Below are 19,179 nucleotides of genomic sequence, written 5' to 3' on the forward strand. Positions count from 1 at the left end.
CCGCGGGGGTGCCACCGGGGTCTTTGGTCCCGGGGCGCACATCCGATCCGTCGACTGAGTCGAAGCGCTTCCCTCGCGCCGCGACGTCAGGCCGAGGCCGCCCGATACCGCGACAGTCGGGTCGCGAGGGGCGCGGAGATGCGGAGGGCGAGCACTGAGATCCCGAGCATCGTCAGCGCGGCGAGGATCACCGGGGGAATCGAATCGGACAGCACCGAGAACGGCGTGACGCCCATCGCGACGAGCGGCCAGAGCACGCTGCCGAAGGCCAGCATCGCGACGAAGAACCTCGACGGTCGAGTGAAACCGCCGACGATCCAGCCCACCGCGATCACCAGTGGCGGGATGACGCGGGGAGTCGTCAGGCCGAGGGGGCCGGAGTAGCTCCACGCGAAGACCACGGCCGTGATGGTGACGATCGCAGCGATCGACGCCACCGAGACAATCATCCACGCCCGATAGCGTGCGCGGTTCGTCGAGGCCGACACCCTCGGACCGGCGGCACGCGTCGGCGGGCGCCAGTCGTCGTGGACACGTGACTCCGAGGTGGTCGGGGCCGCGGGGGAGCGGGAGGCACCCCCGCCTACCCCGGCTCCGGCGTACAGGTGAGCGCGATCGTACTGCGCCCGCAGGGCCGGATCGAGGAGGTCGCGCTTGGCCTCGTTGAGGCGAAGCGTCATCGCTTCGCCGGCGGCTCCGGAGACGTCGGGATGGTAGAGCCGGATGAGTCGGCGGTAGGCGTTACGAATCTCATCGGCTGTGGCTTCGGGGGTCACACACAGCAATTCGTAATGGGTCGGGGTGTCCATTGGGTCTGATCCTAGGGGATAGAACACCCCCCGAACGCGGGACAGCCCCAGCTGTGCCCCGATTGCGCTCGCCCGGGTACAAATCCGGGCCCCGGGCGGATTCACAGGCTGCCCTCTCTAGTCGATCGGCGGCCTTCGTGGTTGCCTGTAGAGGTGACCGACTTTCCGATGTTTCCCCTGGGGTCCGTGCTGTTTCCGCACATGCCGTTGCCGTTGCGCGTCTTCGAAGAGCGCTACCTCGTGATGCTGTCCCGCATCCTGTCCGACGAGCCCTCGGAGTTCGGGGTCGTGCTGATCGAACGTGGCCAGGAGGTCGGCGGAGGGGAGCAGCGTTTCACGGTGGGGACCGTCGCGCAGATCCAGCAACTGGATGCCACCGAAGACTTCGTCGTGCTCGTCGCGCAGGGGGAGCGTCGCATCGAGATCCTCGAATGGCTCGAGGAGGATCCTCATCCGGCGGCCCGCGTGCGTGACATCCCCGAGCTCGTGTGGAGTGACGAGTTGATGCCATTGAGGGTACGGGCGGAGGAAGCGGTGCGCCGAACCCTGAGGCTGGCGAGCGAGTCGGGAGACCAGCTCTGGTCGCCGGATGTCGAGATCTCCGACGAGCCAGCGGCCGCGGCCTGGCAACTCGCCGCGATCGCGCCGATCGGCGAGCTCGACCAGATCGCCCTGCTGCGATCGACCACCATGGAGGGCCTTCTCGAGGCACTCATCGAACTGATGGATTCGGCCGTGGAATCGTTCATCGCACCGTGGCCTGAGGAGGACTAGAACCCTCGACGGGCGAGCGTAGGGTTGAATTCATGGAATTCAGATACCTCGGAAACTCAGGCCTCAAGATCTCGGAGATCACCTACGGCAACTGGCTCACCCACGGCTCGCAGGTGGAGAACGACACCGCGAAGGCCTGCGTCACCGCGGCCCTCGATGCCGGCATCACCACCTTCGATACCGCGGACGTCTACGCCAATACGATGGCCGAGACCGTGCTCGGCGAAGCGCTCAAGGGCCAGCGCCGCCAGTCGCTCGAGATCTTCACCAAGGTGTTCGGACCCACCGGTCCGAAGGGCCACAACGACGTGGGGCTGTCCCGCAAGCACATCCTCGAGTCGATCGACGGATCGCTGCAGCGCCTGCAGACCGACTATGTCGACCTCTACCAGGCCCACCGCTTCGACTACGAGACGCCTCTGGAGGAGACCTTCCAGGCCTTCGCGGATGTCGTGCGCCAGGGTAAGGCGCTGTACATCGGGGTCAGCGAATGGACTGCGGACCAGCTTCGTGAGGGCGCCGCCCTGGCGAAGCAGTTCGGGGTTCAGCTCATCTCCAACCAGCCGCAGTACTCCGAACTCTGGAGGGTGATCGAGGCAGAGGTCGTGCCGACCTCGAAGGAACTCGGCATCTCGCAGATCGTCTGGTCGCCGATCGCGCAAGGCGTGCTCACCGGCAAGTACGCTCCGGGGGCCGCGCTTCCGGAGGGAAGCCGGGCCACCGACGAGAAGGGCGGCGCGAACATGATCTCCCGCTTCATGACGGATGACGTGCTCGGCCGCGTGCAGAAGCTCAAGCCGATCGCCGACGAGTTGTCGTTGTCGCTCGCGCAGCTCGCCGTGGCCTGGGTGCTCCAGAACGAGAATGTCGCCTCGGCGATCATCGGCGCATCCCGTCCGGAGCAGGTCAAGGAGAACGTCGTCGCATCCGGGGTCGCCATCCCCGCCGAACTGCTCGGCCGCATCGACGAGGCTTTGGGCGATGTCGTGGAGAACGACCCAGCCAAGACGCTCGACAGCTCTCCGAAGTCGCGCGAGGCGTAGCCCCGCGAGGCGTAGCCCCGCGAGGGACACGGCAGTAGCCGACCGCGGATCCGTTGGATGACACGCCGCCTGGGCGCTTCCCAGCGCGGCGTGTCGCCCGGATCTCCGCCCTGAACGCCGGGGCACTTGGGCACCGGGGCAGCGCAGCAGGGCAATAGCCTGAGGCCATGACGAACGAGGCCACCTCGCCGATCGCCCCTGCGCCCACAGTTCGGGAGGCGACCGGCCAGAGTGTCACCCTCATTCGCCTCGTCGCGCTCGGCCTGCTCGTGGCCGGGGTCGTCAACATCGTGGGGTTCTCGGAATTCCCGCCGAATGCCCCGGTCGAGCAGGTGTACGCGATCGGTATCGCGCTCTCCCTCACCGTGACCGCACTGGTGCTGTTTCTTCGCTCGTTCGTGATCGCCCGGAGACCTGCCGGTCCTTCTCCGCGCGGCGAGAGGGTCGGTGCCCTCACGATCCTCGCCGTCGTGTTCGGCGCTGCGACGGCAGCGGCCGCCCTGCTCCTCGGCGGGGCTGAACAGCTGGGGCTCTTCCTGCAGGGTGCCCGGCTGCGCTACATGTACGAGACCGAGGGAGTGTTCTTCTTCGGCATTCCCTGGGTGCTCGGTATCGCCTTCGGTGCATTCGCGTTTCGGCGCGGAGGCGGTCGGCCCAACACCCTGCTCGCGATCGTCGCCCTGGTGCTCGGTGCGCTGGTCGCGATCCCCACCATCGCGGCATCCCTCATTTACGGGCTCGGCCTGAGCGATTGACGATACCGAGCGATTGACCACGGCGGGCGGTCGACCCCGAGGCGACGCTGCACTGTTCCCTTGCTAGGCTGGCCCCACAATCGAAAACTGGGCCGCACACGCGATGCGGGAGAGCCCGACCCCGGTCGGGCACCGAAGGAGCAAGCCTCCCCGCCAATCTCTCAGGTCTACGTACCGCATCGAACTGGCCACTCTGGAAAGTGGATGACCGGACTCTCACGTTCGCCATCCCGCCGAAGGTGAAAGCGCTCCGGCGTGAAACTCTCAGGCTCGTGACAGAGGGGGAGTTTCATCCGCAGCCCGCGCGCGCCAGGAGAACTCCGTGCCAGACAAGAACGTGACCGAGAAGACCGAAGAACGATACTCGCCGCTCCATCGCGTCCACGTGGAGGCCGGCGCGAGCTTCACCGACTTCGCCGGCTGGCAGATGCCGGTGCGCTACTCGAGTGACCTCGCCGAGCACCACGCCGTGCGCACCGCAGCCGGCCTCTTCGACCTGTCCCACATGGGCGAGATCGTGGTGCTGGGGCCGGAGAGCGCAGATGCGCTGGACTACGCCTTCGCCGGCAAGATCTCGGCCGTCGCCATCGGCCAGGCGAAATACAGTCTTCTGCTCGGCCGGGAGGGCGGGATCATCGACGATCTCGTCGTCTACCGCACGGGCGAGGACCGCTTCATCGTGGTCGCCAACGCGTCCAATCGCGAGGCGGTCGCTGCCGAGCTGCTCGAGCGCACCGCGCCATTCGACTGCGAGGTCTTCGACGAGAGCGACGACATCGCGCTCATCGCCATCCAGGGGCCCAAATCGTTCGAGATCCTGAGCCAGGTGCCGGGCATCGTCGTCGCCGGACTCGCCGAGCTCAAGTACTACTGGTCGACCCCTGGACAGTTCGAGGGGCACGAGATTTTCGTCGCCCGCACGGGATACACCGGCGAGGACGGCTTCGAACTCTATATCGCCCCGGATGCCGCAACCGCCCTGTGGCGGGCGATCGCCGAGACCGGCGCGGGCAGCGGACTGGTGCCGGCGGGCCTCGCCAGCCGCGACACCCTGCGCCTCGAGGCGGGGATGCCGCTGTACGGGCACGAACTCGGTCTCGCCACCTTCCCCGTGCAGGCCGGCCTCGGTCGGGTCGTCAACCTCAAGAAGGAGGGCGACTTCGTCGGTCGTTCCGCGGTCGAAACCGGACCGGCCGAAGGGGCTCGCGTTCTCGTCGGTCTGCGGGCCGATGGCAAGCGTGCCGGTCGGGCGGACTACCTGGTGCTCGACGCCGACGGCACGGAGGTGGGAGTGGTCACCAGCGGTGCGCTCAGCCCAACCCTCGGGTACCCCATCGCGATGGCCTACGTCGATCCCGCTGTGCATGAACTCGGCACCGAACTGTTTCTGGATGTGCGCGGGACCCGCGTACCGGCATCCGTCACCGCACTTCCCTTTTATCAGAGAGAGGCCAAATAGTCATGGCTGAACAGAACACCCTTCGTTACACGGCCGAGCACGAGTGGCTCGATGTTCAGGGCGACATCGCTATCGTCGGCATCACCGCCTATGCGGCGGAGAAGCTCGGCGATGTCGTCTTCGTCGATCTGCCCACGGTGGGAGCCACCGTCGCGAGCGGCAAGATCGTGGGCGAGATCGAGTCCACGAAGTCGGTCGGCGAGCTCTTCGCCCCGGTCGACGGCACGGTCACCGAGGTGAATGACGCCGTTGTGGCCAATCCCGAACTCGTGAACAGCGACCCCTTCGGGGAAGGCTGGCTCATCAAGGTGAGCTTCACCGAACTTCCGTCGCTCCTGAGCTTCGACGAGTACACCGCGCTGGTGGGCGAGTAGTGGCCGGCGTCGACCTGCTCACGCAGAACCTGTTGGCCGCCGGCGGTTTCGCCGAGCGCCACATCGGAACGGATGCCGCGGCCCAGTCAGCGATGCTCGGCGTGCTCGGCTACAAAACTGTGGATGAGCTGGTGCTCGCCGCTGTCCCGGCATCCATCCACGTCGACGGGTTCCGCGCCGCCGCCGACTCGGTGCTGCCGCCCGCGGCGACCGAGCGCGAAGCGCTCGCCGAACTCCGGGTGCTCGCCCGCAAGAACACCGTCAACCGCTCGATGATCGGTCTCGGCTACTACGACACCATCACCCCGGCCGTGATCAAGCGCAATGTGCTGGAGAACCCGAGCTGGTACACGGCCTACACGCCCTACCAGCCCGAAATCTCCCAGGGGCGTCTCGAGGCGCTCATCAACTTCCAGACGATGGTCACCGACCTCACCGGCCTCACCACCGCCAACGCCTCGATGCTCGATGAGGGCACCGCAGTCGTCGAGGGCATGATGCTCGCTCGTCGCGCCTCGAAGCTCGAGAGCAACACCTTCATCGTCGATTCGGATTCCCTTCCGCAGACCCTCGCGCTGCTCGAGAACCGTGCGGCCGCCGTCGGCATCGACCTCGTCGTGCTCGACCTGGCGGAGCTTCCCCGCGACGCGATCGAGCTTCCCGAAGCCTTCGGTATCTTCGTGCAGTACCCGGGCCGTTCCGGCCGGGTCTGGAACCCGAGCTCGGTCATCGCCGCCGCCAAGGCCACGGGTGCCCTCGCTGTCGTCGCCGCCGACCTGCTCGCCCTCACCCTGATCGCCTCCCCGGGCGATCTCGGCGCGGATGTCGCGGTCGGCACGAGCCAGCGCTTCGGCGTCCCGATGGGCTTCGGCGGGCCGCACGCGGGCTACATGGCCGTGCGGGCCGGACTCGAACGCCAGCTTCCCGGACGCCTCGTCGGAGTCTCGCAGGATGCCACCGGTCATCCGGCCTACCGCCTCTCGCTCCAGGTGCGCGAGCAGCACATCCGCCGCGACAAGGCGACCTCCAATATCTGCACCGCCCAGGTGCTCCTCGCCGTCATGGCCTCGATGTACGCGGTCTATCACGGCCCGCAGGGCCTGCGGCAGATCGCCACCCGGGTGACCCGCCTCACGCGGGTGCTCGCGCGGGCGGCCTCGGAGGCCGGTCACACTGTCGAATCGGCGAACTTCTTCGACACGATCACGCTCCACACCAAGACCAAGGCCTCTCGGCTCGTCGAGCGGGCCCACTCCGCCGGATACCTCATTCATCTCGTCGATGAGGATCACGTGCAGCTGTCGGCGGACGAGACGACCACCCTCGACGACGTGCGCGCCATCGCGCGCATCCTCGGCGAGGTTCTCGCCGACGAGACCGTGCCCGATGAACTCGAGTGGATCCCGGTCGACCTCGAGCGCCGCAGCGCCTACCTCGAGCACCCGGTGTTCAACACCCACCGGTCCGAGACCTCGATGATGCGCTACCTCAAGCATCTCGCCGACTACGACTACGCACTCGATCGCGGCATGATCCCGCTCGGATCGTGCACCATGAAGCTCAACGCGGCCACCGAGATGGAGGCCGTCACCTGGCCCGAATTCGCGGGGCTCCACCCCTTCGCCCCCGAATCGGACGTCGAGGGCTACCTCCAGCTGATCGACCAGCTGCAGAGCTGGCTTGCGGATGTCACGGGCTACGACTCCGTCTCCCTTCAGCCGAACGCGGGCAGCCAGGGCGAGCTCGCCGGTCTTCTGGCCATCCGCGGCTACCACCGCTCCCGCGGTGACAGCCAGCGCACGGTGTGTCTCATCCCGCAGAGCGCCCACGGCACGAACGCGGCTTCCGCGGTGCTCGCCGGCATGCGTGTGGTCGTGGTGGCCTGTGACGAACTCGGCAATGTGGATGTCGACGACCTCCGTGCGAAGATCGCCGAGCACGCCGATTCCCTCGCCGCCCTCATGATCACGTACCCCTCGACACACGGCGTCTACGAGCACGAGGTCGGCACGATCTGCAAGGCCGTGCATGATGCCGGCGGCCAGGTCTACGTCGACGGTGCGAACCTCAACGCAGTTCTCGGGTTCGCCCGCTACGGCGACTTCGGCGGGGACGTCTCGCACCTCAACCTGCACAAGACCTTCTGCATCCCGCACGGTGGCGGCGGGCCGGGCGTAGGCCCGGTCGCGGCGAAGGCGCACCTCGCGCCGTTCCTCCCCGGTCATCCGATGGCGCAGCGCGAGCTGCACGCGGGTCCTCCCGTGTCCGCGGCCCCTTACGGCTCGCCGAGCATCCTGCCCATCAGCTGGGCCTATGTACGCATGATGGGCGCCGACGGCCTCCGGGAGGCGACCGGCGCCGCCGTCCTCGCGGCCAACTATGTGGCCGTGCGCCTTCGCGATCACTTCCCGGTGCTCTACGCGGGCGACAACGGCCTGGTGGCGCACGAGTGCATCCTGGACCTCCGTCCCCTCACCGAGGCGACCGGTGTCACGGTCGACGATGTGGCCAAGCGCCTCATCGACTTCGGGTTCCACGCTCCGACGATGTCGTTTCCGGTCGCGGGAACCCTCATGGTCGAGCCGACGGAGAGCGAAGACCTCGACGAGATCGACCGCTTCATCGACGCGATGATCGCCATCCGAGCCGAGGCGGATGCCGTGGCCTCCGGCACCTGGCCGCTCGCCGACAACCCCCTCCACAACGCCCCGCACACGGCGCAGTCCGTGATCGAGGGGGAGTGGACCCACCCGTACAGCCGTGAGCAGGCCGTCTATCCGGTACGCAGCCTCATCCGCTCCAAGTACTGGCCGCCGGTGCGTCGCATCGACAACGCCTATGGCGACCGCAACCTGGTCTGCGCCTGCCCGCCACCGGAGGCTTTCGAGTAGGGCGCCTGCTGGTCGAGGAGCGAGCGCCAGCGAACGTATCGACGCCGAGCGAGTCCTGCTGGTCGAGGAGCGAGCGCCAGCGAACGTATCGGGACCGGGCACCCCTTCCCGGAGCGCCCGTGCGCTGCTAACCTCTCCGACGTGAAACTTCTCGCGCGAACGGACTACACCCGCCAGGGTGCCCTTCGTCGTGCTCTCGGTCGGCCAGACCAAGAACTCGTGGGGCAGTCGTAGCCCGTCAGGGTATCGACCCCGCCAGTTCTTGCCGTTCTGAACCGATTTCGAAGGAGAAGTGTCATGTCAACCACACGCTGGACCGATCGCGAGCTTCGCGATTTCGTCCTCAGCGCGCCCCTGCTCGATGGGGGAGAGAAGGTGCTTGCGGATGTCGCGCGCGCCCGTTTCATCGAGGAGCTCGGCATTCGCGTGGTGCCGGTAGTGCAGAAGTCAGTGCTCGCCACGGTCGGAGTCTCGACCTCGCCGGAGGGCGTCGCGCTTTTCGCGTGTGACCTCGTAGAGAATTCCCGCTGGGATTCCCGCCGGGACTGGCTGCTCATGTGCTCGTCGCCGTGGGGATTCCTCGCCGAGTGGGTGACGACGGACGTCGTGAAGTCGCACCGCGCGGCTACTCGCCGGTCGAAGAAGGACCTCCGCGTGCTCGAGGGGATCGCCGAGGCATCCGCTCGTCGAGCGATCGACGGCCCCCCGGCGGAGTGAGCTCCGGCTTGGCGATGTGTCCCGTCAGGACCGTAGTACCGCTTCCGGGGCGTAAACGGACATTCCGGGCTGGCACGCTGGCCCGGAATGTCCGCGCACGCCCGGCCTGAGGTGCGGCTCGGCTGGAGCTGCAGTCCGGCTGGAGCTGCAGTCCGGCTGGAGCTGCAGTCCTGCTGGAGCTGCAGTCCGACCTGAGGTGCGGGCCGGCTGGAGCTGCAGTCCGGCTGGAGCTGCAGTCGGGTTGGAGGTGCGGTCGGGCAGGGCGACATTGCCGGGACGAGGCTCGCCAACGGACTCCTGCCGCTACTGCGCGACGCCGAACAACCCCGGGAACGCGGATGCCGCCCACGGGTACCCCACGAAGATCGCCGTGTCGATCACGAAGTGTGCAATCACGAGGGGGAGCACCCGGCCGTAGCGGGTGTACAGCCAGCCGAACAGCGCGCCCATCGCGAAGTTGCCGACGAAGGCCCCGAAGCCCTGGTACAGGTGGTAGGTGCCCCTGAGGAGCGCGGCAGACAGGATGATCGGCCACGTCTTCCAGCCCAGATCGCGCAACCGGGCGAAGAGGTAGCCGATGACGATCAGCTCTTCCTGGAGGCCCGCGCGGAGGGCCGAGAGCACGAGGATCGGGATGGTCCACCAATAGGTGTCGAGAGGGGACGCGGACACCGTCACGCCGATACCGAGGGCCTTGCCTCCCAGGTAGACGAAGATGCCGGGGATCCCGATCAGGAGCGCTAGTCCCAGCCCGAGCAGGGAATCACGGCCAGGACGGTCGAAGGCGAGCCCGAGGCGGGCGAGGTGTGGTCGCGCCGTCTGCCACAGCAGGAAGCAGACGAGGGCGACCGGCACCAGATCGAAGAAGATGGCGAGGAACTGGTAGATGAAGTCGAAAATCGCCCGCGTGTTGAGCGAATTATTGAGGGATTGCACCTGCTGGGAGAGGGGTGTGGGTCTCGTGAGACTGTCGGCGAGGGACACGATCGAATAGACCGCCGATGCGCCGAGCGACAGGCCGAGCACGAGAACGATCTCGCCCCTGATCCGCCGCTGCGATGGTCCATCCACCGGGTCGAAATTTGTGGAATCCGACAAAGGTGGCGCTGGCACGGTTTCGATGCTACGCCCTCCATTCGGTCAGTTCACACTTTGAGACACCGCGGAATCGCAATATTTGTGCGAAATCTCCTGCGATCGCGCAATGAATCTTCCCCGAGCGCAACAATTTGTTAGGTCTGTTACCACTGTGTAACGTTTGCCTCTACAGTTTGGCTCGGGGAGCACCCCCTACTTAGGGTTCTTCTATCTAGCGCGGCAAAACGCTCAGGATCGTGCTGCCGTTTGCTCATCTTGCACAGGAGGAAAATTGAAAATCAGAGGAAGATTGGCGCGCAATGCGATCGCAGTCGTCGCCATCGCCGGCGCCACGGCATTCGCGCTCGCCGGGTGCACAACATCCGGTACGCCGACCCCCACCACAGCAAAGGGCGGAACCGTCACGGTGGCCACGGTGAACGACTTCACGTCGTTCAACTACAACACTCCGGACGGCAACCTCGACACCAACGGGTTCGTGTCCTACATGACCACCGGCGGTTTCTACTATGTCGACCCGAAGTTCAAGGTCATCTACGACAAGTCATTCGGAACTCTGACCAAGACGTCGGATTCGCCGCTGACCGTCAAGTACACGCTCAAGAAGGGCCTCAAGTGGTCCGACGGCAAGCCGATCACCGCGGATGACATGGCCCTCACCTGGGCGATCAGCACCGGCTTCTACGACTCCGGAACCACGAACGACAACGGTGACGTCACCTCCGGTACCAACTACTTCTCCACCGCCGGAAGCACCGTCGCCCTCAACGGGCCCTCCTTCCCGGTTATCAGCTCCGACGACCTCTCGATGACGATGAAGTACACCGACCCCTACGTCGACTACGCGATCTTCTCCCCGATCTCGCAGCCGGCTCATGTCGTCGCCGAGAAGGCCGGCCTCAAGAGTGCGGCCGACCTCACCGCGCTGCTCAAGAAGCTGCCGAAGGGTGACTCGGCCAAGCCGGCCGCTGCCGACCCGACACTGCAGAAGGCTGCCGAGTTCGTCAACCGCGGATACGACGTCACGGCGATGCCGACCGACAAGTCGCTTCTCGTCTCCAGCGGACCGATGGTCGTTTCCGACTTCGTCCCCACCCAGTCCCTCACCCTGGTGAAGAACAAGTACTACACGGGTGACCATGAGTCCAAGGTCGACAAGATCGTGCTCCGCAACATTCCGGACGCCAACGCGCAGGTCTCCGCACTTGCGAACGGCGAGGTCGACGTGATCAACCCGCAGGCATCTGCCGACACGCTCACCGCCCTCAAGGCGACGAGCGCGAAGGTGATCGTCGGAGCCCAGGCGTCCTACGACCATCTCGACCTGTCGTTCAACGCCCCGGTGTTCCAGGACGCGAAGGTGCGTGAGGCGTTCCTCAAGACCATCCCGCGCCAGCAGATCCTCGACGCGATCGTCACGCCGGTCGACCCCAAGGCGAAGGTGCTCGACTCCGAGCAGTTCCTGCCGCAGCAGTCCGGCTACGCCGACTCGGTCAAGGGCAACGGTTCTTCCGCCTACGACAAGGTCGACATCGAGGGAGCCAAGACGCTCCTCGCCGGCGCGACCCCGACGATCAAGTTGATGTACAACACCAAGAATCCGAACCGCGTCGATGAGTTCCAGGCCATCCAGGCCTCGGCCACGAAGGCCGGCTTCAAGATCGTGGATGCCGGATCGCCCGACTGGAGCAAGAAGCTCGGCGACGGAACCTACGACGCAGTTCTCTTCGGTTGGATCAACCCGGGCTTCGGCTATGCCGGTGTCCCGCAGATCTGGTCGACCGACGGTGGCGGAAACTACAACGCCTACAAGGGAACGGACAAGCTGGCTCTCTCGACCCAGTCGATCCTCGACACCAAGAAGATCGATCCGATCCTGCAGAAGATGGACAAGCAGGCGTTCGATGACGCCTACGGTCTTCCTCTGTTCCAGCTGCCCGGCATCACCGGAGTAACGAGTCGCATCACCGGTGTCGACACGTACTTCGCCGGCCAGACCGGCCCATTCTGGAACTTCTGGGAGTGGACCGTCAAGGGTAAGTAGCACCACCACGGTGACCTGCGGCTCTCGGTACACGACGAGCCGCAGGTCACCGCTTTCACGCCGCCGGGCGAATCCCTGGTGGCGTGGGTAAGATTCTTCAGGCCCGTCCGTCACAAACGGACCGTGGACCCCCGTAACATTTCCAGTGCCGGGGAGGCGACGAAGCCTTCCGTACCGGATAACCGAACCAGCAAGGTACCTATTCGATGGTGAGTTTCATCCTGCGGCGAATTCTCGTCTCAGTCCTCGTGCTGATCGCGGCGTCGTTCATCATGTACATGTTGACCGCGTATTCGGCGCACCCCCTCGATGACCTGTTGCAGAGCAACGCTCTCAACAAGCAGAAGCTCATCCAGGCCCGCATCCAGGCCCTGCAGCTGGATGTCCCGCCCCCGCTGCGTTGGTTCCTCTGGATCGGCGGCGCCGCGAAGTGCCTCATCCCCCTCGCGAACTCCTGCGACCTCGGACAGACCATCTCTAACGCGGAAGTCATCGACATCCTGCCCCGGGCGATGCAGTCGACCGTGCAGCTCGTCGCCGGTGCACTGATCCTCGCGATCATCCTCGGTCTGGCTCTCGGCATCATCACCGCCCTTCGCCAGTACAGCGGACTCGACAACGTCGTGACCTTCACGAGCTTCTTCCTCTTCTCGCTTCCCTCGTTCCTCATCGCGGTGCTCCTCAAGGAGTTCATCGCCATCGGGTTCAATGACTTCCTCGATAAGCCGATCATCGCGATCGGGGTCGTGATAGCGATCGGGTTGGTGCTTGGGCTCGTCGTCCAATCGATTATCGGCGGCGAGATGAGGCGAAGACTCATCGTGGGCGGTGCAACCGCCGTGATCTCGGCGATCGTCCTGTACGCGATCTCCCTGTCCGGATGGCTGCTGCACCCCGGCCTCGGGCCGATCGGCATCTTCATGCTCGCCGGGGGCATCGGTGTGGGCACGACCGCGCTCGTCGCGGGGCTCCGAAACCGTCGAGCGCTCATCACGGCCGGAATCAACGTGGTGGTCGCGATGATCGCCTACTTCAGCCTGCAGGGCCTGTTCAACATCTCCTCCGCCGGCACACTCGTCATCCTCGCGATCGTCACCGTGGCAGTCGGTGTCGTCACCGGCTTCCTGATGGGCGGCTACGACCGCGGACAGTCGATACGGGTCGGAGCGATCACGGCGGCGCTCTCCGGCGGACTGGTGCTGCTCGACCGCTTCATGCAGTCGTGGCCGCTGTACCTCAGCGACACCAACAATCGCCCGATCGCGACCGTTGGCAACCAGACGCCGAACCTGGGTGGCAACGTCTGGGAGTCGGGGATCGACACCTTCACCCACTTCCTGCTTCCGACGATCGCCCTTCTGCTCATCTCGTTCGCCAGCTACACGCGCTACGCCCGCGCCGGCATGCTGGAGACGATGGGCCAGGACTACGTGCGCACCGCCCGTGCCAAGGGCCTTCCCGAGCGCACCGTCGTCGTGCGCCACGCGTTCCGCAACATGCTCATTCCCATCACGACCCTCGTCGCCTTCGACGTCGGGGCCCTGCTCGGTGGGGCGATCATCACGGAATCGATCTTCGGCATCCCCGGTATGGGCCAGTTGTTCTTCGCCGGCCTCGGCCGCGGAGACCTCAACCCGGTGATGGGGTACTTCATCGTGATCGCCGGTATGGCGATCCTCTTCAACTTCCTTGCCGACCTGGCCTACGCGGCCCTCGACCCGAGAGTGAGGGTTCGCTGATGTCCAACGACGAATCGACCACACTGGCCGCAGAGGCCATCATCTCCGAGAACAAGCCGCCCGAGAGCCAGGGTCGTTTGATCTTCAAGCGGTTCATGGGCAACAAGGTGGCTGTCGGAGCTCTCGTCCTGGTCTTCCTGATCGTGATCTTCTCGATCTCCGCTATCGGACTCGGTCCGATCCACGGCTGGTGGAAGTACGGCTACACCGATCTCAATGACCAGCAGAACCAGGGCGCACCGACGATGTCGCTGCTGCCCAAGTGGCTCGGCGGCACCGGGATCGAGATCGGCAATCACCCCTTCGGGCAGAATCGCATCGGCAAGGACTACTTCGCCATGACGATGCGGGGAATCCAGAACTCAGCCCTGGTGATGGTGGTGCTCGGCTCGATCGCTACTTTCATCGGCGTATTCGTCGGGGCGATCGCCGGTTACTATCGCGGCAAGACCGATGCGATCCTCATGCGCATCACCGACGTCTTCATCGTGATCCCAGCCCTCGTCATCGGTGCCGTCGTCGGAAACGCCTTCGGTGGATTCGGAGCGCCGACGCTGGCGATCATGCTCGGGTTCTTCTCCTGGATGGGCATCGCGCGACTGGTGCGCGGCGAGTTCCTCTCCCTTCGCGAGCGCGAGTTCGTCGAGGCGGCCCGGGTGGCCGGGGCATCCGATGCGCGGATCATCTTCCGCCACATCCTCCCCAATGCCCTCGGCGTGGTGATCGTGAGTGCGACGCTGATCATGGCATCCGCCATCCTTCTTGAGACGGCGCTGAGCTACCTCGGTTTCGGTATCCGGGCACCCGATGTCTCCCTCGGCAACCTGATCTCGGACAACCAGTCGGCCTTCCAGACCCGACCGTGGCTGTTCTGGTGGCCCGCGCTGTTCATCGTGTCGCTCGCGCTCCTCGTCAACTTCGTCGGTGACGGTTTGCGGGATGCCTTCGACCCGCGGCACCGCCGGTTCAAGCTGCGTCGCATGCAGGAGGAACGCCCGAGTATCGCCGAAGACGAGAACGTGCGTGCCGGCGACGACAGCGACCTGATCGACCCCGGCACGAAGTGACCGACCGGCGAATCGCCCGGTTAGGCGATGAGAAGCGCCGGTACCGAGGCGACGAGCAGCGCAGCGAGAGCGGCTATCGAGTACCAGTGCCAGCGCGTCGTCACCGTGGTGGAGTCGGCGACACCGGCCTCGATCTGCCCGGATACCTGCAGCAGCTCCCAGCGCGATCGCACCACCTCGGCCGCAGCGCCGGACTCGCTCGACGGAAGGTCACCCGGACGCACCTTGTTGGTGCTGTGTGGCGCTGTGCGACGGATCTCGCGCTCGGCAACAGCCGCACTGCGGTATCCGAACGATCTTCCGGGCGACGGAGCAACCCACACCTCGATCTTCCGTCCGGGAGTGAAGAGCGTGAGGGCGAACTTCGTGTCGATGTTCACGAGGGCGTTCCAGGGCACCTGCACGGCACGAAATGGATTCGTCACGACCACGCCCTCGTCACTCACCACGAGCAGTGGTCGCCAGAGCGCCTCCCAGACCAGCAGGTTCACGAGAGCCAGCGGCACGAGGTAGGCGAGCTGTTCCGGTCGATTGATGAAGAAGAGCGACACGGCGATGGTCAGGGAGATCACCCAGGCTCCGATCGCTATCGTGCGATTGAAGCGGGAGGCGATGGTCTCTCGCTCTGGACCGGGCAACTGGGGCATATCCCCATCGTCTCAGGCCCGGCTCGAAATCCCCACACAGCCCCATCCCGGAACTCCGGCGCACGTATTGCACGAAAGGCACACTCATGACCGCGACCCCCGCGACCGCTTCGACGGATGCTGCCACCCCGGTTCTCGAGGTGACCGATCTCAATGTCGACTTCGGCGTCGACAACCAGTGGGTGCCGGCCGCCCGCCACATGAACTACCGGATCATGCCGGGCGAGGTGCTCGCACTCGTCGGTGAGTCCGGTTCGGGCAAGAGCGCCTCATCGATGGCCCTTCTCGATCTTCTGCCCTCCAACAGCCGCATCCGGGGCAGCATCAAGCTGAATGGCGAGGAGATCACCGGCATCCGCGCGAACCAGATGCGACGCATCCGCGGCGGGGAGATCGCGGTGATCTTCCAGGAGCCGATGACGGCGCTGAACCCCGTCTACACGGTCGGTTCCCAGATCATCGAGACCCTTCGCGTTCACTACGGCATCGCTCCGTCGGAGGCGAAGAAGCGCGCGATCGAGCTGCTCGGCATGGTCGAGCTTCCGGATCCGCTCAAGGCATTCAACTCCTACCCGCACCAACTGTCGGGCGGCCAGCGCCAGCGTGCGATGATCGCGCAGTCGATCTCCTGCGACCCGACGCTGCTCATCGCCGACGAGCCGACGACCGCCCTGGATGTGACGGTGCAGGCCGAGATCCTCGACCTGCTTCGCAGCCTGCGCGACCGGCTCAAGAGCGCCATCCTTTTGATCACCCACGACATGGGCGTCGTGGCAGACATCGCGGACTACATCGCCGTGATGAAGGATGGCGTGATCGTGGAGACGGGAACGGCGCTCGAGATCTTCTCCAACCCCCAACATCCCTATACCAAGGCACTTCTGGCCGCGGTGCCGCACCTCGGACAGCGCGCGGGAGCAGAGATCGACACGACCGCGGCTCTTGCGGCCGAGACGCCAGACGCGCGTGAGCGGATCTCGATCAACGACCGCGCTGTCGAAGCATCCCGGGTCGCTGCCGCGCGGGACACCCGACCGGTCGTGCTCGATTTCGACGATGTGGTGATCGAGTACCCGAAGCACGGTCGAGTGCCGGCCTTCCGTGCCGTCGATCACGTCGACCTGAAGGTGCACTCCGGCGAGGTCGTCGGCCTCGTCGGCGAGTCCGGTTCGGGCAAGACGACCCTCGGTCGCGCCGCGATCGGGCTGCTTCCGATCACCGAGGGCACCCTCACTGTCACCGGCCAGAACATCTCGAAGGCCAACCGCGACGAGATCCGCCAGCTGCACAAGAAGGCCGGCATCGTCTTCCAGGACCCCGCCTCGTCCCTCAACCCGCGGATGCCGGTCGGTGACAGCATCGGCGAACCGCTTCTCCTCGCCAAGCAGATGAAGGGCCAGGCGCTGTTCAACGAGGTCGAGCGGCTGCTCGACAGCGTCGAACTGCCGCGCGCCTATCGCGGGCGCTTTCCCCACGAGCTCTCCGGTGGGCAGAAGCAGCGTGTCGGCATCGCCCGGGCGATCGCGCTGAAGCCGCAGCTGTTGATCGCGGATGAGCCCACGAGCGCGCTCGACGTGTCGGTGCAGGCCAGGGTGCTCGAACTTCTGCAGGGCCTGCAACGCGAAATGCAGTTCGCCTGCCTCTTCATCACCCACGACCTCGCCGTCATCGACGTGCTCGCCAACCGCATCGCAGTGATGCACCAGGGCAAGCTGGTGGAGGTGGGAACCCGCGACGAGATCCTGCGCAACCCGAAGCAGCCCTACACCCAACGCCTGCTGGCCGCGGTTCCGCTTCCCGACCCCATCCTGCAGCGTGAGCGCCGCGAGACCCGGCGCGAACTGTTGCGAGCGGGATCCTCCGAGTAGTGCACGAGGGCTGAGGACTGTCGGGCGCCGCGCAGCCGATCGCTACGATGGATCGGATGCGCAAGTCACTGGTAGCCGCACTCCTCGTCCTCGCGGTGGCGGGCATCGCCCTCTCGGGATGCACCGCGACGGTGACCAAGGGCAGCACCGTGCGTGTCGCGGTGAGCCAGGCCTTCTCGTCCTATAACGCGAAGACCTCGTTCGGCAACGTCGCCGCCAACGCCGGTATCGTCACCGCCACCAATTCGCAGTTCAACTACTACGACAATCGTCCGGCGCTGCAGAAGGATGAGTCCTTCGGCACGTACCAGGTCGTGTCGAAGCAGCCGTTCCGGGTGAAATACACCATTCGCGACGGCGTGAAGTGGTCGGACGGCGCCGCGGTCGACGGGGCCGACCTGCTGCTGTCGTGGGCGGCGAATTCGGGAGCGCTCAACACCCCCGGCTTCGACAATGAGAGCTACACCGATCCCGACACCGGGCGCTACACGAAGCCGTTCCCCGCGGGTGTCGTGCACTTCGACGGTTTCAGCGGCAACGGCCTGCAACTGGTGACGAAGACACCGGTGATCGGCGACGACAACCGTTCGCTGACGCTCACCTACGACCATCCGTTCGTGGACTGGGAGCTCGTCTTCGGGGTGGGCCTTCCCGCTCATGTCGTGGCGCAGAAAGCCCTGGGGGTGGAGGGGGCGACTCGGGCCGAGGACGCTCTCGTCACGGCGATCCAGAAGCGTGACACCGCGAAGCTCTCGAAGATCGCCCGCTTCTGGGACACCGGTTTCGACTTCACGACCATGCCTGAAGACAAGAGCCTCGTCATCGGCACCGGCCCCTACACGCTCACCGGACTGACCGCGACGGGGGCGACCCTCACCGCCAACCCGCACTACAGCGGCGACCACCGCCCGAAGTTCGAACGCGTCGAGCTGCGGTTCATCACCGATCCGCTCGCCGCGGTGGCTGCGCTGCGTGCCGGCCAGGTGGACGTGATCTCCCCGCAGCCGAGCGCGGATGTCGCGAAGGCACTGCTCTCCGTGGACAACGCGACGGTGCTGAGCGGCTCCGACGGTCCGTACGAGCACCTCGACCTGCAGTTCTCGCACTCGCGAAACGGGACCTTCGACGACCCGGTCGTGCGCAACGCGTTCCTGAAGACGGTGCCTCGCCAGAAGATCCTGGATGACTTGATCGTGCCGCTGCAGGAAGAGGCCAGGTTGCGCTCGTCGCAGGTCTTCCTCCCGGGGGAGCAGGGGTATGCGACATCCGTGCGGGCGAACGGATCGAGCGCCTACGCCACGGTGGATATCGAGGGAGCGAAGACGCTGCTCGCCCAGGCCGGGGTCGTCGGCCCGCAGGTCTGCATCCTGTTCGACCCCTCGAATCCTCGCCGAGTCGCCGAATACACTGCGATCCGGGACTCGGCCGCCCTCGCTGGCTTCACCGTGACCGACTGCTCGAGCACCGACTGGCGGCAGTTGCTTGGCACCGACGGCGCCTACGACGCCTCGCTGTACGCGTTGCGGCCCTCCAGCCTGGCGGTGAGTGCGGTATCCGCGGCCTTCCTCAGCGATTCGCCGGTGGGCAACGACAACTTCTACGCCAACCCCGACGTGGATGCCCTCATCGATTCCCTCAGCGCCACCGCCGACCGCAGCCAGCAGCGCGCCATCCTGCAGAAGATCGACGCCCGGGTCTGGGCGGATGCATACGGGGTGCCGCTCTATCAGTTCCCGGCGGTCACTGCCTTCAACGATCACGTCAGAGGGGTGGCCCCGTCACCGCTGTCGCCGAACCTGCTGTGGAATGTCTGGGACTGGTCGCCGGCTGATAAACGGTAGTACCGGCTGATAATCGGTAGTACCGGGGCCGCACACGGTAGACTGTGCAGTGC

At 65.7% G+C, this 19,179-nt stretch carries 15 protein-coding genes and 2 riboswitches; of the genes, 12 read left to right on the top strand and 3 right to left on the bottom strand.

Annotated elements, in window-relative coordinates; genetic code table 11:
* Window positions 1-86 precede the first annotated feature (86 nt).
* Window positions 87-809, bottom strand: a complete 723-nt coding sequence (locus tag ABIB54_RS11910) for a J domain-containing protein (protein WP_354575734.1) — start codon at window positions 807-809, stop codon at window positions 87-89.
* 153 nt (window positions 810-962) lie between these two features.
* Between ABIB54_RS11910 and ABIB54_RS11915 the strand changes: the two genes are divergently transcribed.
* The 7 genes from ABIB54_RS11915 to ABIB54_RS11945 all read left to right on the top strand — a co-directional run bounded on the left by ABIB54_RS11915 (window position 963) and on the right by ABIB54_RS11945 (window position 8,822).
* The gene (locus ABIB54_RS11915; RefSeq protein ID WP_354575735.1) at window positions 963-1,583 is read left to right on the top strand and encodes an LON peptidase substrate-binding domain-containing protein; all 621 of its coding nucleotides are present in this window, start codon (window positions 963-965) and stop codon (window positions 1,581-1,583) included.
* Window positions 1,584-1,615: 32 nt separating this feature from the next.
* Window positions 1,616-2,626: an aldo/keto reductase family protein gene (locus ABIB54_RS11920; protein WP_354575736.1), complete on the top strand. Its 1,011-nt coding sequence runs from the start codon at window positions 1,616-1,618 to the stop codon at window positions 2,624-2,626.
* A 167-nt stretch (window positions 2,627-2,793) separates the two neighbouring features.
* Window positions 2,794-3,381: a hypothetical protein gene (locus ABIB54_RS11925; RefSeq protein WP_354575737.1), complete on the top strand. Its 588-nt coding sequence runs from the start codon at window positions 2,794-2,796 to the stop codon at window positions 3,379-3,381.
* Window positions 3,382-3,477: 96 nt separating this feature from the next.
* Window positions 3,478-3,568: riboswitch (glycine riboswitch) on the top strand.
* Between the two features lies 1 nt (window position 3,569).
* A riboswitch (glycine riboswitch) is annotated at window positions 3,570-3,667 on the top strand.
* 36 nt (window positions 3,668-3,703) lie between these two features.
* On the top strand, window positions 3,704-4,840 hold the full coding sequence (gcvT, locus tag ABIB54_RS11930; protein ID WP_502917124.1) for a glycine cleavage system aminomethyltransferase GcvT: 1,137 nt from the start codon (window positions 3,704-3,706) through the stop codon (window positions 4,838-4,840).
* A 2-nt stretch (window positions 4,841-4,842) separates the two neighbouring features.
* Complete coding sequence (gcvH, locus tag ABIB54_RS11935; protein WP_354575738.1) at window positions 4,843-5,214, top strand: glycine cleavage system protein GcvH; 372 nt, start codon at window positions 4,843-4,845, stop codon at window positions 5,212-5,214.
* A gap of 92 nt (window positions 5,215-5,306) precedes the next feature.
* Window positions 5,307-8,105, top strand: a complete 2,799-nt coding sequence (gcvP, locus tag ABIB54_RS11940; RefSeq protein ID WP_502917127.1) for an aminomethyl-transferring glycine dehydrogenase — start codon at window positions 5,307-5,309, stop codon at window positions 8,103-8,105.
* Between the two features lie 297 nt (window positions 8,106-8,402).
* Entirely contained in the window at window positions 8,403-8,822 is a 420-nt protein-coding gene (locus ABIB54_RS11945) for a hypothetical protein (RefSeq protein WP_354575740.1), read from the top strand.
* 303 nt (window positions 8,823-9,125) lie between these two features.
* Here the strand turns inward: ABIB54_RS11945 and ABIB54_RS11950 are convergent, their stop codons facing one another.
* Entirely contained in the window at window positions 9,126-9,935 is an 810-nt protein-coding gene (locus ABIB54_RS11950; protein WP_354575741.1) for a CPBP family intramembrane glutamic endopeptidase, read from the bottom strand.
* 256 nt (window positions 9,936-10,191) lie between these two features.
* On the opposite strand from ABIB54_RS11950, the gene ABIB54_RS11955 reads away from it, so the two are divergent.
* The 3 genes from ABIB54_RS11955 to ABIB54_RS11965 all read left to right on the top strand — a co-directional run bounded on the left by ABIB54_RS11955 (window position 10,192) and on the right by ABIB54_RS11965 (window position 14,770).
* Window positions 10,192-11,964, top strand: a complete 1,773-nt coding sequence (locus ABIB54_RS11955) for an ABC transporter family substrate-binding protein (RefSeq protein WP_354575742.1) — start codon at window positions 10,192-10,194, stop codon at window positions 11,962-11,964.
* Between the two features lie 206 nt (window positions 11,965-12,170).
* Complete coding sequence (locus ABIB54_RS11960) at window positions 12,171-13,703, top strand: ABC transporter permease (RefSeq protein WP_354575743.1); 1,533 nt, start codon at window positions 12,171-12,173, stop codon at window positions 13,701-13,703.
* Window positions 13,703-14,770 (top strand): ABC transporter permease, encoded by a 1,068-nt coding sequence (locus tag ABIB54_RS11965; RefSeq protein ID WP_354575744.1) that lies wholly within the window; start codon window positions 13,703-13,705, stop codon window positions 14,768-14,770. Before ABIB54_RS11960 ends, ABIB54_RS11965 begins: the two co-directional genes overlap by 1 nt.
* Before the next feature lie 20 nt (window positions 14,771-14,790).
* On the opposite strand, the gene ABIB54_RS11970 is transcribed toward ABIB54_RS11965, so the two are convergent.
* A complete protein-coding gene (locus ABIB54_RS11970; RefSeq protein ID WP_354575745.1) occupies window positions 14,791-15,417 on the bottom strand; it encodes a PH domain-containing protein in 627 nt (208 codons plus the stop codon).
* An 86-nt stretch (window positions 15,418-15,503) separates the two neighbouring features.
* On the opposite strand from ABIB54_RS11970, the gene ABIB54_RS11975 reads away from it, so the two are divergent.
* Window positions 15,504-17,285, top strand: coding sequence for an ABC transporter ATP-binding protein (locus ABIB54_RS11975; protein ID WP_354575746.1), 1,782 nt, complete (start codon window positions 15,504-15,506; stop codon window positions 17,283-17,285).
* Between the two features lie 56 nt (window positions 17,286-17,341).
* A complete protein-coding gene (locus tag ABIB54_RS11980) occupies window positions 17,342-19,126 on the top strand; it encodes an ABC transporter family substrate-binding protein (RefSeq protein ID WP_354575747.1) in 1,785 nt (594 codons plus the stop codon).
* Window positions 19,127-19,179 lie beyond the last annotated feature (53 nt).

This window comes from Frigoribacterium sp. UYMn621 (genome assembly GCF_040549525.1).
Classification (GTDB): Bacteria; Actinomycetota; Actinomycetes; order Actinomycetales; family Microbacteriaceae; genus Lacisediminihabitans.